Annotated in this window: 12 protein-coding genes; 3 read left to right on the plus strand and 9 right to left on the minus strand. The window is 62.0% G+C overall.

The window, feature by feature from the left end; genetic code table 11:
* Nucleotides 1–81 precede the first annotated feature (81 nt).
* The 3 genes from VH564_RS06215 to VH564_RS06225 all read right to left on the minus strand — a co-directional run bounded on the left by VH564_RS06215 (nucleotide 82) and on the right by VH564_RS06225 (nucleotide 2,306).
* Entirely contained in the window at nucleotides 82–732 is a 651-nt protein-coding gene (locus VH564_RS06215; protein ID WP_423338943.1) for a glutathione S-transferase family protein, read from the minus strand.
* Between the two features lie 14 nt (nucleotides 733–746).
* Entirely contained in the window at nucleotides 747–1,469 is a 723-nt protein-coding gene (locus VH564_RS06220; protein ID WP_423338944.1) for a DUF1868 domain-containing protein, read from the minus strand.
* Nucleotides 1,470–1,565: 96 nt separating this feature from the next.
* On the minus strand, nucleotides 1,566–2,306 hold the full coding sequence (locus VH564_RS06225; protein WP_423339389.1) for a transglycosylase domain-containing protein: 741 nt from the start codon (nucleotides 2,304–2,306) through the stop codon (nucleotides 1,566–1,568).
* A 141-nt stretch (nucleotides 2,307–2,447) separates the two neighbouring features.
* On the opposite strand from VH564_RS06225, the gene VH564_RS06230 reads away from it, so the two are divergent.
* Nucleotides 2,448–3,362 (plus strand): polyprenyl synthetase family protein, encoded by a 915-nt coding sequence (locus VH564_RS06230; protein ID WP_423338945.1) that lies wholly within the window; start codon nucleotides 2,448–2,450, stop codon nucleotides 3,360–3,362.
* Nucleotides 3,363–3,439: 77 nt separating this feature from the next.
* Complete coding sequence (locus VH564_RS06235; protein ID WP_423339390.1) at nucleotides 3,440–4,078, plus strand: LysE family translocator; 639 nt, start codon at nucleotides 3,440–3,442, stop codon at nucleotides 4,076–4,078.
* Between the two features lie 49 nt (nucleotides 4,079–4,127).
* Here VH564_RS06235 and ispG read toward each other — a convergent pair whose 3' ends face one another.
* The 4 genes from ispG to VH564_RS06255 form a co-directional block, all read right to left on the minus strand.
* Entirely contained in the window at nucleotides 4,128–5,381 is a 1,254-nt protein-coding gene (ispG, locus tag VH564_RS06240) for a flavodoxin-dependent (E)-4-hydroxy-3-methylbut-2-enyl-diphosphate synthase (protein ID WP_423338946.1), read from the minus strand.
* Nucleotides 5,382–5,480: 99 nt separating this feature from the next.
* Nucleotides 5,481–6,671: an MFS transporter gene (locus VH564_RS06245; RefSeq protein ID WP_423338947.1), complete on the minus strand. Its 1,191-nt coding sequence runs from the start codon at nucleotides 6,669–6,671 to the stop codon at nucleotides 5,481–5,483.
* 197 nt (nucleotides 6,672–6,868) lie between these two features.
* A complete protein-coding gene (gene pyc, locus VH564_RS06250) occupies nucleotides 6,869–10,330 on the minus strand; it encodes a pyruvate carboxylase (protein ID WP_423338948.1) in 3,462 nt (1,153 codons plus the stop codon).
* A 111-nt stretch (nucleotides 10,331–10,441) separates the two neighbouring features.
* Complete coding sequence (locus VH564_RS06255; RefSeq protein WP_423338949.1) at nucleotides 10,442–11,182, minus strand: LuxR family transcriptional regulator; 741 nt, start codon at nucleotides 11,180–11,182, stop codon at nucleotides 10,442–10,444.
* 354 nt (nucleotides 11,183–11,536) lie between these two features.
* Between VH564_RS06255 and VH564_RS06260 the strand changes: the two genes are divergently transcribed.
* Entirely contained in the window at nucleotides 11,537–13,303 is a 1,767-nt protein-coding gene (locus VH564_RS06260) for a glucan ABC transporter ATP-binding protein/ permease (protein WP_423338950.1), read from the plus strand.
* Between the two features lie 75 nt (nucleotides 13,304–13,378).
* On the opposite strand, the gene VH564_RS06265 is transcribed toward VH564_RS06260, so the two are convergent.
* On the minus strand, nucleotides 13,379–14,746 hold the full coding sequence (locus VH564_RS06265; protein WP_423338951.1) for an LLM class flavin-dependent oxidoreductase: 1,368 nt from the start codon (nucleotides 14,744–14,746) through the stop codon (nucleotides 13,379–13,381).
* Nucleotides 14,747–14,945: 199 nt separating this feature from the next.
* Nucleotides 14,946–15,551: a cytochrome b gene (locus VH564_RS06270; protein WP_423338952.1), complete on the minus strand. Its 606-nt coding sequence runs from the start codon at nucleotides 15,549–15,551 to the stop codon at nucleotides 14,946–14,948.
* Between the last annotated feature and the right edge of the window lie 7 nt (nucleotides 15,552–15,558).

Here is a 15,558-nt window from a genome sequence, read left to right on the forward strand (position 1 = left end):
AATTTGGCGCGCTTATACATCGGGGTTGGGCCTTTGACCAGTCCCTTGCCGCATTTTTTGCGGAAGCGGCTGATTCAGGCGTCAAGCCTCGTCTTCAACGACGATCCAGGTTTCTTCCAGCGCCGCCGTCTGCCACTTCTGCCAGGCCGGATGGGCTTTCATGACGGCCATATAACTCAAAGTGTCCTCGGCGACAACAAGGTCGTAGGTTTCGAAGCGATTGACGACCGGCGCGAACATCGCATCCGCCGCCGAGAAGGCACCAAACAGGAAGGGACCGCCCGACTGCGCCCGCATCTCGCGCCAGATGGTTTCGATCCGGGCGACGTCGTCCATGACCCCGGCTGGCAGCTCGAGCAACCGCCGCTTGGGGCGTCTGAGGTTCATCGGGCAGGCATTGCGCAGCGCCCGGAAGCCCGCCAGCATCTCCATCGAAATCGAGCGTGCCTGGGCGCGGTGGGCCGCATCCGCCGGCCAGAGGCCTGCCTGCGGAAACAATTCGGCGACATATTCGATGATGGCAAGCGATTCCCAGACCCGCAGGCTGCCATGGTGCAGCACCGGCACCCGCGCCGTCGGCGAAATCGCGTGAAAGCGTGGATTGCCGGCCGGGAAATCGAAGGGAATGAGCACTTCCTCAAAATCGACGCCGCACCCCTGCATCGCCAGCCAGGGTCGGAACGACCAGGACGAATAATTCTTGTTGGCGATGTAGAGGGTCAGCTTGTCCATAGGGCATTCCTGTCTCAGGGCTTGAAGTTGAAAACCTGCAGTTCTTCGAAATGGTTCATGTCGTCGAACGAGCAGAAGGCCGGCGGCTGCAGCTCGAGGATCGGCACGCGGGCAAGAATGTCATTGGACACCTCGTCGAGCAACTGCTGCCAGCGTGGCAGCGCCTCGTCCGACAGCCGCTCTATGACATAGGCAAAGGTGATGTGGAACGCGTAGGTGTCATGGTCCGGATGGCGGTAGCCGAGAAGATCGGCGAAGGCGTCGCGCCAGGCGCGCATCGTGCGGCGATCTTCCTCAGTCGCGCCGTCGACAACCAGGCCGGACGGACGCGCATGGGTGACGGCCACCTTGAACGGGTCGCGCATCGAAAAGCTTTTGAGACGCTCGCCCATGACCTCGGTGATCTCGTCGATCGGCATGTCGGAAGGCAGGTCCGCCGGCCAGAAATTCGCACCGCGGCGATGTTCGATGATGCCCTGGAAGAGCGTCATGTGCAGGCTGGAGATTGGCGTGAAGGTAAATTGCCCTGCCTCCGGCATGGCCAGATACTTTGCACGCGCGTCGACCAGCGCCTGCTGGGTCTCCGAGCCCTCCACCACATGGCAGACCACGGTATTGCCGGGCTCGTATTGGAATGTTCCGGAGAGATCGAAGCGCCGGCCGAGATGGACCGAAGGCTCGGGATGGCGGCTCTTGGAATAGAACAGCAGGTCAGGTGAAAGGTGGGCGGCGCTCATCGGGACATCCGTTTATTGATGGGAGACGATGCGCCCCTTACGTCATGACCAAGAATGCCAGATGACAACAGCCTGTTCGAGCGACAAGTTGTGATGTCAGTTATAAAGGCATTTGATGTAATCGCCGGCCCCCTGCGCTCGCCGCTGGATCAGAGCGGCGAGTTGCCGGAGACCACGACCCGGCTTGCTGGCGACCCGCTCGATCGGATTGGGCAGGGATACGGCGAGCAGCGCCGCCTGGCGGGCCGAGAGTTTAGAGGCCGGAATCTTGAAATGGTGCTGGGCCGCCGCCTCGATGCCGTAGATGCCGGGACCCCATTCGGCGATGTTCAGGTAGTTCTCCATCATCCGGCGCTTGGACCAGACGACGGAGGCCGTCACCGCCAGCGGCAGCTCCAGCGTCTTGCGCACGAAGGACCGGCCGTTCCAGAGGAACAGGTTCTTCACCGTCTGCATCGGAATGGTGCTGCCGCCGCGCGTCGACTGGCCGTGCAGCGTATCGGCCACCAACATGCCCATCTCGCCCCAGTCGACGCCACCATGGAAGCAGAACTGCCCGTCCTCGGAAACCATCACCGATTTCACCAGCACGGGCGCGATCTGCTCGAAGGAGACCCAGCGGCGATCATAGCCGCGCAACAGAACGGCATCGCGCAGCATGAGGTTTGATACGGGATGGATGAACGGCAGCAGGTAAATAAAGATCAGAACGTAGGGCAGCAGCAGCAGACCGACGACCCCGATCACCACGCGCTGCCAAATCGGCCGGCCAAAAAACCAGGCCAATCGCTCCTCCCTGGCAGGCGCAACCTCCTGCTCGTCATTCTGCGTCGATATGTCCAAATCCGAACGCCTGCCTTCACCCCTGCAAAAATGTCATACCGTCTGGATAAGGGGATGGCCAGAGCGGCTTTCCGGCAAAACCGCTCTCCTGACAATTTCGTTGCCAGCATCTGGCACTCATGGCAAACAGCGGCAATGGATAGCACGACCCGCCTCTTCGAACAGCGTCTCAAGACCAACGCCGTCAAGGTCGAGGCCATGCTTGCCGCGGTTCTGACCGACACGCCGCTTGCAGACGAGATTGATCGCCCGGCGCCGCTGATGGCAGCGATGCGCCACGGCGTGCTCAACGGCGGCAAGCGGCTGCGCCCATTCCTGGTGCTCGAAACAAGCCTGCTCCTTGGCGGCGATGCCGATGCGGCCCTGCGCATCGGAGCGGCGCTCGAAGCGGTCCACTGCTATTCGCTGGTGCATGACGACCTGCCGGCGATGGATGACGACGACCTGAGACGCGGCAAGCCGACCGTGCACATCGCCTTCGACGAGGCGACCGCCATTCTCGCCGGAGACAGCCTGCTCACCTATGCCTTCGATATCATCGCCGCGCCGGAAACGAACCTGCCGCCGGCGCAGAAGTTGGACATCATCCTTGCCTTGTCGCGGGCCGCCGGTATCGGCGGCATGGCGGGCGGCCAGGCGCTCGATTTGGCCGCCGAGAGGAGCGCGCCGGACGAACAGGGGATCAAGACCCTGCAGGCGATGAAAACAGGTGCGCTGATCCGCTTTGCCTGCGAGGCGGGCGCCATCATCGCCGGCGCTTCCAGCGACGACAGACAGAGGCTGCGGGCGTTCGGCGAGAAGATCGGCCTCGCCTTCCAGCTGGCCGACGACCTTCTCGACCTCACTGCCGACGCCGAAACCATGGGCAAGGCCACCGGCAAGGACGCCGGCCGCGGCAAAGGCACGCTGGTGGCACTGCATGGGATCGCCTGGGGCGAGGAACATCTGGCGCGCCAGGTCCGCGAAGCCGCAGAGCTGCTGGAACCCTATGGAGACAAGGCCGCCGTCCTGACCGAGGCCGCCCAGTTCATCGCCAGCCGCAAGAGTTGAACACGGCCATTCTCACGCAGCCCGCGCTGCGGAGAGCAAGGCCAAGCCTCGAAACCACCGAACCGGAGTATCGCCGCATGCATGAGGCGCTCGCCTACCTTCCTCAGATCCTGCCTGCCTATGTGGCCTATCTGATCGCCGTCGCGAGCCCCGGCCCCGCGATCATGGCGATTATCTCGACCTCGATGACCCAGGGCCGCAGGGCCGGAATGACGATCTCGCTTGGGATTTTCGGCGGTTCGATGACCTGGGCCTGCGCGGCAGCGCTCGGTCTCGCCACCCTGCTCCAGACCTACGCTACCGCACTGGAAATCATGAAGATCCTCGGCGGCCTCTATCTGCTTTATCTCGCCTACAAGGCTTTTCGCGCCATGCGCTCGCGGATCGACATGCCTGCCGCAAGCGCGGCCAAGAAGGACAGCGCCCGATCACTCCTGCTCCGTGGCTACGGCATCCACGTCACCAATCCCAAGGCGATCTTCGCCTGGCTGGCGATCATCACACTTGGCATGCCGCAGGGCGCGCCTGCATCCGTGGCCGTGCTGATCATCGGCGGCTGCATGATCATCGGTTTCACGACGTTCATGGGCTATGCAGCGATCTTCTCGACCCCGCGTGCCCTCAGCGTCTACAAACGCCTTCGCCGCTGGATTGAAGGCGCAATGGCGACCTTCTACTGCTTTGCCGGGCTGAAGCTGTTGGCCAGCCGCATCTGAAGCCGGCCTATTCGTTGGCCAGCCGCATCTGAGGCGAGCCGGTTTCGGCCTATTCGGCGGCCAGTGTCTTCTGGCCGAATCGCTTTTCGATGTACTCGGCGACCAGTGCCTCGAAATCCGATGCGATGTTCGGCCCGCGCAGGGTCATCGCCTTCTGGCCGTCGATGAAAACGGGGGCAGCCGGGCTCTCGCCGGTCCCAGGCAGCGAAATGCCGATATCGGCATGCTTGCTCTCGCCGGGGCCGTTGACGATGCAGCCCATGACGGCCACGTTCAGCGCTTCCACGCCCGGATATTTCTCGCGCCAGACCGGCATGTTCTTGCGCAGGTCGTTCTGGATGTTCTGCGCCAGTTCCTGGAACACCGTCGAGGTGGTGCGACCGCAGCCCGGACAGGCGGCGACGACAGGCACGAACTGGCGGAAGCCCATGACCTGCAGCAGCTCCTGGGCCACTTGCACTTCGCGCGTCCGGTCGCCATTCGGCTCCGGCGTCAGCGACACGCGGATCGTATCGCCGATCCCGTGCTGCAGGACGTAGCCCATGGCTGCCGACGAGGCGACGATGCCCTTGCTGCCCATGCCGGCTTCGGTGAGCCCGAGATGCAGGGCATGATCGGAGCGTTCGGACAGCATCGAATAGACGGCGATCAGGTCCTGCACCTGGCTGACCTTGGCGGACAGGATGATGCGGTTGCGCGGCAAGCCGATTTCCTCGGCAAGCTGCGCCGAAATCAGCGCCGATTGGACGATCGCCTCGCGCGTTACCTGGCGGGCCGAGAGCGGGAAGCCTTCGGCCTGGTTCTTGTCCATCAGGGCGGTGAGCAGGTCCTGGTCGAGCGAGCCCCAGTTGACGCCGATGCGCACTGGCTTGGAGTATCGGATCGCCATCTCGACGATCTCGGCAAATTGCTTGTCCTTCTTGTCCTTGAAGCCGACATTGCCCGGATTGATCCGGTATTTCGCCAGCGCCTCGGCGCAATCAGGATGGTCGGCGAGCAGCTTGTGGCCGATATAATGGAAGTCGCCGATCAGCGGCACATCCAGCCCCAGCCGCACCAGGCGATCGCGGATGCGCGGGACGGCAGCAGCACTTTCGTCCCGGTCGACCGTGATCCGAACCATCTCCGAACCCGCCTTGAACAGCGCGGCCACCTGCGCGACCGTGCCATCGATATCGGCCGTATCGGTATTGGTCATCGACTGCACGACAACGGGCGCACCGCCGCCGACAATGACGCCGCCGACATCGACGGCAACGCTGGCGCGGCGGGGTTTGGGATCGAATTCGCTGGCTGAAGACATGCAAAGCTCGTTTTGGCTTAGGGATGCTAGGGCCTTCAGGTGGCGTACCGCGTTCGGCTTGTCAACCATTCCAAGCATCACTTTTGCTCGGCCGATGGCTCAATGGCCACTCTCGTGACCGTTGTCGGCATAGCGCGCCAGACCGGAAAAGCCGAGGACGATCAGCAGCAGCAGCGGCAGCAGCAGGAACACGGCGGAAAAGCCGATATGCTCGGCGGCAAAGCCGATGGCCGAGGGTGCCACCAGCATGCCGGAATAGCCGAGCGTCGTCACTACCGAAATGCCGATGCCCGGCTGCAGCCCCGGAATGTTGCCGCCGGCCGAGAAAGCAATCGGCACCATGTTGGAAATACCGACGCCGCAGAGCGCGAAGCCAATGATCGCCAGCGCCGCATCCGGCGAGAGGGCCGCCATCAGCATACCGACGATGGCAATCACCGTGCTCACCCGCAGCGTGTTGACGGCGCCGAAACGATCCCGCACGGCATCGCCGGCAAAGCGCATGATCGACATGGTGAGCGAGAAGGCGGCAAAGGCAAAACCGGACAGCGTCGCCGTCGCACCGAACTCCTGGCGCAGATAGAGCGCGCCCCAATCGAGAACCGCACCCTCCGGCACCATGCAGAACAGCGCGATCACGCCGAGCAGCCAGGGCAGCGGCGTCATCGGCAGCTTGGCCTTCGTCTTGACCTCGCTCGGATGCGGCTGGTCGCTGAAGATGATCGGCCAAGCGGCCACCAGGAAGACGATGGCGAGCACGGTCGCCACTTCGGCATGGATGAGAACGCCCCAATGGCCGATCAGAAAGCCGCCGATTGCCGAACCGATCAGACCACCGAGGCTCCAGAAGGCGTGGCAGGACGACATGATGGCACGGCGCATGGATTTCTCGACGACAACCGCATTGGCGTTCATCGCCACATCCATCGCGCCGACGAACCCGCCGAACAGAAACAGCACCGCCGCGCCGGTCCAGACATCCGGCACCAGGGACAAGAGGATCAGCATCGGCAGCAGCAGCACCGCCGTGACCTTGACCACGAATTTGGAACCACGCCCGGCGATCTGCGCGCCGGCAACCGGCATCATCACGAGGGAGCCGATGCCGAAGAACAGGATCATCAATCCGAGCTCGAATTTGCTCAGCTGCAGGCGTTCGGCGAATTCAGGAATCTTCGGCGCCCAGCAGCCAACGACAAAGCCGTTCAAAAGGAACAACAGCGACACGGCCACACGCGGCCGCGTCAGCCAAGGCGCTTTCGCACCGCCTAAAATTTCAGTCGTCTGCACTGATTCTCTCCCCAGCAATCCAGCCCGCACCCTATTTCAATCGATTGAATTCACAAGTACCGATCGACGGCGGCAGAATCACGTTTGATCTCGCCTCGTAACCTGAGCAATTGCGCGTCCGATCGAGACATAGAGGCCAATGGAAAAAGGCGACCCATGCGGGCCGCCTTTACATCCATAGCACTGCATCTATCCGGTCAGGCCTTGTAGACGACCAGCAGGTCCTTGGCGTCGATCTGGTCGCCGGCATTGACCAGCACTTCGGCAATCGTGCCGTCGGCCTCGGCGTGCAGCGCCGTTTCCATCTTCATGGCCTCAATCGACACCAGCACGTCGCCGGCCTTGATCGCCTGTCCGGCCGCCACGAAGACGCGGGAGATAACGCCTGGCATCGGCGCGCCGACCTGGGCGGCATTGCCGATCTCGGCCTTGCGGCGAACCGCGCCGCCAGCGGCACCATGGACGCGATCCGGCACCTTGATATGGCGCGGCTGGCCGTTCAACTCGAAGAACACGGTGACCATGCCTTTTTCGTCGGTCGCGGTCATCGCCTGGTTGAGGATAACCAGCGTCTTGCCCTTTTCGATCTCGGCAAACAGCTCCTCCCCCTCGGGAAGGCCATAGAAATAGGCCGGCGTCGGCAGGGCCGAGACGGGGCCGTAGGTATCGTGGGCAAGCGCGAAATCTGTAAAGACCTTCGGATACATCAGGTAGGAGGCAAACTCGAAGTCGTTGACCCTACGCTCGATCTTGGTCTCGATCGCCTTGCGTTCGGCATCGAGATCGGCCGCTTCGAGCAGCGAGCCTGGGCGAACGGTATAGGGCTTCTCGCCCTTCAGCGCCTTCTTCTGCAATGCTTCCGGCCAGCCACCGGGCGGCTGTCCGAGATCGCCCTTCAGCATCGACACGACCGAGTCCGGGAAGGAGACATCCTTGGCCGGGTTGACGACATCGGCAACGGTAAGGTCCTGGCTCACCATCAGCAACGCCATGTCGCCGACCACCTTGGACGACGGCGTCACCTTGACGATGTCGCCGAACATCTGGTTGACGTCGGCATAGGTCTGGGCGACCTGGTGCCAGCGGCTTTCGAGCCCCAGCGAGCGGGCCTGCTCCTTGAGATTGGTGAACTGGCCGCCCGGCATTTCATGCAGGTAGACTTCCGAGGCTGGCCCCTTCAGGTCGCTCTCGAAGGCCGTGTACTGATGGCGCACCGCCTCCCAGTAGAAGGAGATGCGGCGGATCCATTCGGGATCGAGGCCGGGATCGCGCTCGGAGCCGCGCAGCGCCTCGACGATCGAGCCGAGGCAGGGCTGCGACGTGTTGCCGGACAGCGCATCCATGGCCGCATCGACGGCATCGACGCCGGCATCAACCGCCGCCAGCACGGTCGCCGCGGCAATGCCCGACGTGTCGTGGGTGTGGAAATGGATCGGCAGGCTGGTCGCCTCGCGCAGGGCCTTGAACAGCACCTTGGCCGCAGCGGGCTTCAGCAGGCCGGCCATGTCCTTCAGCGCGATGATATGGGCGCCGGCCTTTTCCAGCTCGACCGCGAGATCGGTATAATATTTGAGATCGTATTTCGGCCGCGCGGAATTGAGGATATCGCCGGTGTAGCAGATCGCCGCTTCGCAGAGCTTGTTCTCTTCGATGACGGCATCCATCGAGACGCGCATGTTCTCGACCCAGTTCAGGCAGTCGAAGACGCGGAACAGGTCGATACCGCCCCTGGCCGCCTGGCGGACGAAGTATTTCACCACGTTGTCAGGATAGTTCTTGTAGCCGACGCCGTTGGCACCGCGCAAAAGCATCTGCAGCAGCAGGTTCGGCGCGCCTTCGCGGATGGACGCCAGCCGCTCCCAGGGGTCTTCGGTCAGGAAGCGCATCGACACGTCGAAGGTGGCGCCGCCCCAGCATTCGAGCGACAGCAGCTCCGGCAGCGCGCGGGCATAGGTGCCGGCGACCTGGGCGATATCGAAGGTCCGCATGCGGGTGGCGAGCAGCGACTGGTGGCCGTCGCGCATGGTGGTGTCGGTCACCAGCACACGCTTTTCGTTGCGCATCCATTCGCCGAATTTCTTCGGCCCGAGCTGATCGAGCTTCTGCTTGGTGCCGTCGGGGATCTTGGCGTCGATATAGGGCAGCACCGGCTTGGCTATATTGTCCGACGGTGCGGGGCGCCCGCGGGCTTCCGGATGGCCGTTGACCGTGACATCGGCAAGATAGGTGAGCAGTTTGGTGGCGCGATCCTGGCGCTTGACCTGCTGGAACAACTCCGGCGTCGTGTCGATGAAGCGGGTCGTATAGGTGTTGTCGCGGAATTTCGGGTGGGTGATGATCGCTTCGAGGAAGGTGAGGTTCGTGGCAACGCCGCGAATACGGAATTCGCGCAGCGCACGGTCCATGCGGGCAATCGCGTCGCCGGGCGACGGTGCCCAGGCTGTGACCTTTTCCAGCAGCGGATCGTAATAGCGGGTCACAACACCGCCGGCGTAGGCGGTGCCGCCGTCGAGCCGGATGCCAAAGCCGGTGGCCTGACGATAGGCGGTGATGCGGCCATAGTCCGGAATGAAGTTGTGCTCGGGATCCTCTGTCGTAATGCGGCACTGCAGAGCATGACCGTTCAGCCGGATGTCCTTCTGCGCCGGTACGCCCGATTCCGGCGTGCCGATGGCAAAGCCGTCGAGGATATGGATCTGCGCCTTGACGATGTCGATGCCGGTGACGACTTCGGTCACGGTATGCTCGACCTGGATGCGCGGGTTGACTTCGATGAAGTAGAACTTGCCGGTGTCCATATCCATCAGATATTCGACCGTGCCGGCACCGATATAGCCGGTGGCATTGGCGATCTTCAGGGAGTAAGCGGCCAGTTCCTGGCGCTGCTCCTCGCTGAGATAGGGGGCGGGCGCGCGCTCGACGACCTTCTGGTTGCGCCGCTGCACGGAGCAGTCGCGCTCGAACAGGTGCACGGCGTTGCCATGGGTATCGCCGAGGATCTGACTTTCGACGTGGCGGGCGCGCTCGACCAGCTTTTCGAGATAGACTTCGTCCTTGCCGAAAGCCGCCATCGCCTCGCGCTTGGCTTCGGTAACTTCCTTGATCAGGTCCTTGGGGTCGCGGATGGTGCGCATGCCGCGTCCGCCGCCGCCCCAGGAGGCCTTGAGCATGATCGGGTAGCCGATGCTGTCGGCCATTCTTGCCACTTCCGCCATGTCGTCGGGCAGCGGCGCGGTGGCAGGCACGACAGGCACGCCGATCTCGATCGCGAGATTGCGGGCCGCGACCTTGTTGCCGAGGCGTCGCATGGTATCGCCGGTCGGACCGATGAAGATGATGCCGGCTTCCTTGCAGGCATCAACGAACTCAGGGCTTTCCGACAGCAGGCCGTAGCCGGGATGGATGGCGTCCGCGCCCGACATCTTGGCGACGCGGATAATTTCCTCGATCGACAGATAGCTTTCGATCGGCCCGAGATCCCTTGCCAGATGCGGGCCGCGACCGACCTGGTAGCTCTCGTCCGCCTTGAAGCGGTGCAGCGCAAGTTTGTCCTCCTCCGCCCAGATGGCCACCGTTTTAATGCCCAGTTCGTTGGCGGCGCGGAACACGCGAATCGCAATCTCGGAACGGTTGGCAACCAGGATTTTGGAAATGGGCAAGACAATCTCCTCATGGGTCGAAACGAGCATGTTGCACCCGCGAAGAAAATTCTTAACGGCTTGTCACAAGAAGTTCAATTTGCTCGCAAGGCTGTAAATCAAATTTCTTGATTAGACGATTAAGCCATAACGGAAGGCCAGAGCGACGATGTTCTGCCTGTTCTTGGCTTTCATCTTGTCCTGTATCCCGTTCATGTACCAGTCGACGGTATGGTTCGAGATCTTCAGCAGCTTACTGATCTCTATCGAAGTAAGCCCTTCGGCGAGATAGTTGAGGATCTCCATTTCTCGCCTGGTCATCTGGATATCGATGTCCGAACCTTTCTCGAGAGCCTCGGCCTCTCCACGCAACTCGAGTATTTTCCAGAAAGCCTTGCGCGCCGCCGCATCGAACAGGCTTATCTCGATCGGCGAAAGATCTACAATATCCCCGCCGATCGTCATGTTGCCTAGCAGGCCGCCCTGGCCGTGGATGGGGAATATATAGCCGTCCAACAGCCCGTGGCTGCGGGCATCCATCATCATCTGCTCCATCCGCCGCCGATGAGGATCATTGCGGAAGGCGACCATCGTGTCGCGCCAGCGAAAGGGCCGCTGCGCGCGCGACAGATAGCGGACAGTCGGATCGATCAGCACATACTTCTTCGCAATGTAGATGGGCGGCCATTTTTCCGGCCATTTGCCGGCAAGCACCAGTGTCATCGGATCGATGTTGGGCTTCGGCTGCTTTAGCAGCCCGTAATAGTTGAAGCGATAGGAGCGAATGACGCGTTCCAGTTCGGTGACGACTTCTTCGATAGTGCGGCATTCTTCGATAACGACAAGCAATTGATTTAAAGAATGAATATTCACATATACCCCCTGGCGCCCGAGAGCGACGGACGCGTGGAAACCACCAAAACACGTCCGCCCCATACGAAGCGCATGCTATTTACAAAGCCATTTTTGCAGGAAATTCAGGGGGCGTCACCCGAGAATTTTCACGCGGCGCGTGCGGACCATCCAAACCCTCCCCCAACCCGCTAAAAACCTTGATCCTTATCAAGTGACGCTCAGCGGCAGCCTGCTGCTAGGCCTTGGTAAACCGACACTTGCGTGCGGCGCAGCCCGCGATAACGCCTTGTCAGGATTCGTTAATCGCCGGTTCAGGTAGCAAATCGTAAAGGTGGCACCATCGGAATTCGCAGATGCACAAGGGGTATCGACGTGTCGCTTATAAGAGTTTACGCAAGAGCTTTGCAGTATCTTGCCGCATATCGGCTCCGCGTTTCTTTTGTCGTGCTGGCAAACATCGTACTGGCCGCCATCACGATCGTGGAACCGATCCTGTTCGGTAAGATCATCGATGCCATGTCTTCCAAGGCACCGGTCCAGCCGATCCTGATCATGTGGGGCGCGTTTGCCGTCTTCAACACGATCGCCTTCGTGGTGGTCGCCCGAGAAGCAGACCGGCTGGCCCATGGCCGCCGCGCCACTCTGCTGACGGAAGCCTTCGGCCGCATCATTTCCATGCCGCTCTCCTGGCACAGCAAGCACGGCACGTCCGCTGCCTTGCACACGCTGCTGCGCGCTTGCGAAACGCTGTTCGGCCTCTGGCTCGAATTCATGCGCAACCATCTCTCGACGGTTGTCGCCCTTGCCCTGCTCGTGCCCACGGCGATCTCCATGGACGTCCGTCTGTCGGCAGTCCTCGGCGTGCTCGGCGTCGCCTACTGGCTGATCGGCCGCGTCGTCATGAGCCGCACCAAGGACGGCCAGGCTTCTGTCGAAGACCATTATCATACGGTTTTCTCGCATGTCAGCGACTCGATCAGCAACGTCTCGGTGCTGCACAGCTACAACCGCATCGAAGCTGAAACCCGCTCGCTGAAGTCTTTTGCCGACCGCCTGCTGGCTGCCCAGTATCCGGTTCTCGACTGGTGGGCTCTTGCCAGCGCGCTGAACCGCATGGCCTCGACCATTGCCATGATGATCATCCTGATCATCGGCACGACCCTGGTCCAGGCCGGCAGCCTGCGCGTAGGTGACGTCATCGCCTTCATCGGCTTTGCCAACCTTCTGATCGGCCGCCTCGACCAGATGCGCATGTTTGCCACGCAGATCTTCGAAGCCCGTGCCAAGCTTGTCGACTTCTACGCTCTGGAAGACAGTGTCCGTGATCGCGAAGAGCCTGCTGGCCTTGCCGAGATCAAGGACGTCAAGGGCGACGTCGAGTTCCGCAACGTGTCGTTCGGCTTCGGTGGCGAAAGCTCGCAGGGCCTGCATGATGTCAACTTCACGGTCAAGGCTGGCCAGACGGTTGCCATCGTCGGTCCGACCGGCGCCGGCAAGACAACCATGGTCAACCTGCTCCAGCGCGTCTTCGATCCGCAGGTCGGCCAGATCCTCGTCGACGGCACCGACATCTCCAAGGTCACCCGCAAGTCGCTGCGCCGCAGCATTGCCACGGTGTTTCAGGATGCCGGCCTGCTGAACCGTTCGATCAGCGACAACATCCGCCTCGGACGTGAAGATGCGACGCTCGAGCAGGTGATGGAAGCAGCCAGCGCTGCCGCCGCTGCCGACTTCATCGAGACCCGCGACGACGGCTACGACACCCGCGTCGGCGAACGCGGCAACAAGCTCTCCGGCGGCGAACGCCAGCGGATTGCCATTGCCCGCGCCATCCTCAAGGATGCGCCGATCCTGGTCCTCGACGAAGCAACCAGTGCGCTGGATGTGGAAACCGAGAACCGCGTCAAGGTAGCCATCGACAACCTGCGCCAGAACCGCACGACCTTCATCATCGCCCACCGCCTGTCGACGGTCCGCGAAGCCGATATCGTGCTCTTCCTGGAAAACGGCCGGGTCGTGGAAAACGGCAGCTTCGATGACCTGAGCAAGAGCAACGGCCGCTTCGCTGCCCTGCTCCGCGCCAGCGGCATCCTGACGGACGACGAAGTCCGCAAGGCACACGCCACGTCGGCAGCCTAAAACGGCATGCACATTGCGAGACAAAGGCCGGAGGGATGACATCCCTCCGGCCTTTTGCGTTGTGGGCGGCGCGATCTAGAGGGTGCGGAACGTCGAGCCGGCGTGACGCGACGGAAGGCGGTCGCCTTCGCCGAACAGCCGGTTTCGCAGGCATCCCTCGCCATAGGCCGTCTTGTAGATGCCGCGATCCTGAAGGGCCGGCACGACATAGGCGATGAAATCCTCATAGCTCTCCGGCGTCACCGTCCGCGTCAGGTTGAAGCCATCGATCTCGCCTTCGACGATCCATGATTGAAGCTCGTCGGCCACATGCGAGCCGTCGCCGACGATTGTCGGGTAGCGCCCACCGATCGCCATTTCGCCGAGCAACTGCCGTTTGGTCCAGCCGCGCTGCTGCGCCACCTGGGCCGCCGACTGGCTGGCGTTCGACGGGCCACCATAGGCGATGGTTTCGTCCATGCCGTAGCGGGAAAAATCGATGCCGGTGCTGGCGGAAAAATGCGCAAGCCCCGCCTCGGGATTGGCATAGCGCAGATAGTCGGCGTATTTCTCCTCCGCCGCTTGCCGAGAGTGATCGGCGACGACGGTGATGCCGACGAGGATCTTGATATCGTCGGCGCGGCGTCCTGCGGCCACCAGTTCCTCCCGCAACAGCCTCGACGTCTTGCGGGCCGATGCCTTGTCGGTCGCAGTGATGAAAACGCATTCGGCATGGCGGATGGCAAACTGCCGGCCACGCCCCGAGGTCCCCGCTTGAAAAATCACCGGCGTCCGCTGGATCGACGGCTCGGAGAGGTGACAGCCGTGCACCTGGTAATAGGGTCCGTCATGATGAACGGCCCGCACCCTGGCCGGATCGGCATAGATCCGAGCGGCGCGATCGGCGACGACGGCATCGTCGTCCCAACTGCCCTCCCAGAGCTTGTAGAGCACGTCGAGATAATCGTCGGCGCGGTCGTAGCGCGTGTCATGGGCGGCCTGGCCGTCCTGTCCCAAAGCCCGCGCGGCGCTGTCGAGATAGCCGGTGACGATGTTCCAGCCGATCCGCCCGCCGGTCAGATGATCGAGCGTCGACATGCGGCGGGCAAACAGATACGGCGCCTCGTTATTGACATTGACCGTCACCCCGAAGCCCAGATGCCTGGTCACGGCCGCCATCCCGGACACCAGCAGCGCGGGGTCGTTGAGCGGCAGCTGGATCGCTTCGCGCAGCGTCAGGTCGACGGAGCTGTTGTAGACATCGTAGACGCCGAGGATATCGGCGAGGAACACGCCGTCGAACAGGCCGCGCTCCAGCGTCTTGGCAAGCGATGTCCAATAATCCAGTGTCTTGTATTGGTCGGATCGGTCGCGCGGATGGGTCCACAGGCCGTGGTTGATATGCCCCACCGAATTCATGGTGAAAGCGTTGAGAACGATCTGCTTTTTTACATCGCTGCCCATCAATCGGTCACCTGCTGATCATTCTGTCTGACATCCATACGCACGATCATTCCTCCGCAATCCCGTCAAGCTCGTCGGCTGGCGACGGCTGGCCGCAATCATAGGGGCGTTGACGGGACCGACAAAGGACCGACTGCCTTCTGTGGAGGCGGCCTTAGAGAAATCGGCCTGCTGTGCACAGCAAATCAGAAAACCGTTCTCATTTTCGACTCCCGCTCGCTGACCCCAGAATCCTCTTGGGCGACCCGGGCAGCATTCTGTTCAAGACTTCATCCCCAAAAGCGTAGTGGTGCATCAACGCCGCAACCGCGTGCAGTCCAGCGACAGCGATGATTCCCCAGCCGATGTCGTTGTGCAACGCCGCCAATAGCGGCCGGAACGACGGGTTAATAAAGACCGGAACGGGAATGGCGAAGAGATCGAAGAAGGGCAACGGCTTCCCGGTCGACCAGCTGAACATCAGGCCGACCGCCACCTGCCCGGCCAGCAGAGCATAAAGAACCATGTGGACGGCCGAGGAAGCCAGTTTTTGCAGCCCGTGCACCGCAGACGGCAACCTGTCGCGCTTCAATAGCCGCCAGCCGATCCTCACCACCATGGTCACGGCAAGCAGAATGCCGAAGGCCAGGTGCATCATGATCAGGTCGATCCGCAAGGGCGTACCCTTTTCCAGAAGATCCCAGACATGGGCGCTGGCAAATTGCGCCAGCACCAGGAACGCCGTGATCCAGTGAAAGGCGATCGTAACAGGGTCGTGGCGGACGGCGGTGCGTCCCAAGGGGCGCCGAATCGTAAGGCTGGTCATATGCATG

Source organism: Rhizobium sp. HT1-10 (assembly GCF_049472505.1).
Lineage (GTDB): Bacteria > Pseudomonadota > Alphaproteobacteria > Rhizobiales > Rhizobiaceae > Rhizobium.

What these genes read in the sequence shown, in the direction of transcription:
- VH564_RS06215 (WP_423338943.1), bottom strand. Translation starts at nt 732, where the DNA reads ATGGACAAGCTGACCCTCTACATCGCCAACAAGAATTATTCGTCCTGG.
- VH564_RS06220 (WP_423338944.1), bottom strand. Translation starts at nt 1,469, where the DNA reads ATGAGCGCCGCCCACCTTTCACCTGACCTGCTGTTCTATTCCAAGAGC.
- VH564_RS06230 (WP_423338945.1), top strand. Translation starts at nt 2,448, where the DNA reads ATGGATAGCACGACCCGCCTCTTCGAACAGCGTCTCAAGACCAACGCC.
- VH564_RS06235 (WP_423339390.1), top strand. Translation starts at nt 3,440, where the DNA reads ATGCATGAGGCGCTCGCCTACCTTCCTCAGATCCTGCCTGCCTATGTG.
- ispG (WP_423338946.1), bottom strand. Translation starts at nt 5,381, where the DNA reads ATGTCTTCAGCCAGCGAATTCGATCCCAAACCCCGCCGCGCCAGCGTT.
- VH564_RS06265 (WP_423338951.1), bottom strand. Translation starts at nt 14,746, where the DNA reads ATGGGCAGCGATGTAAAAAAGCAGATCGTTCTCAACGCTTTCACCATG.
- VH564_RS06270 (WP_423338952.1), bottom strand. Translation starts at nt 15,551, where the DNA reads ATGACCAGCCTTACGATTCGGCGCCCCTTGGGACGCACCGCCGTCCGC.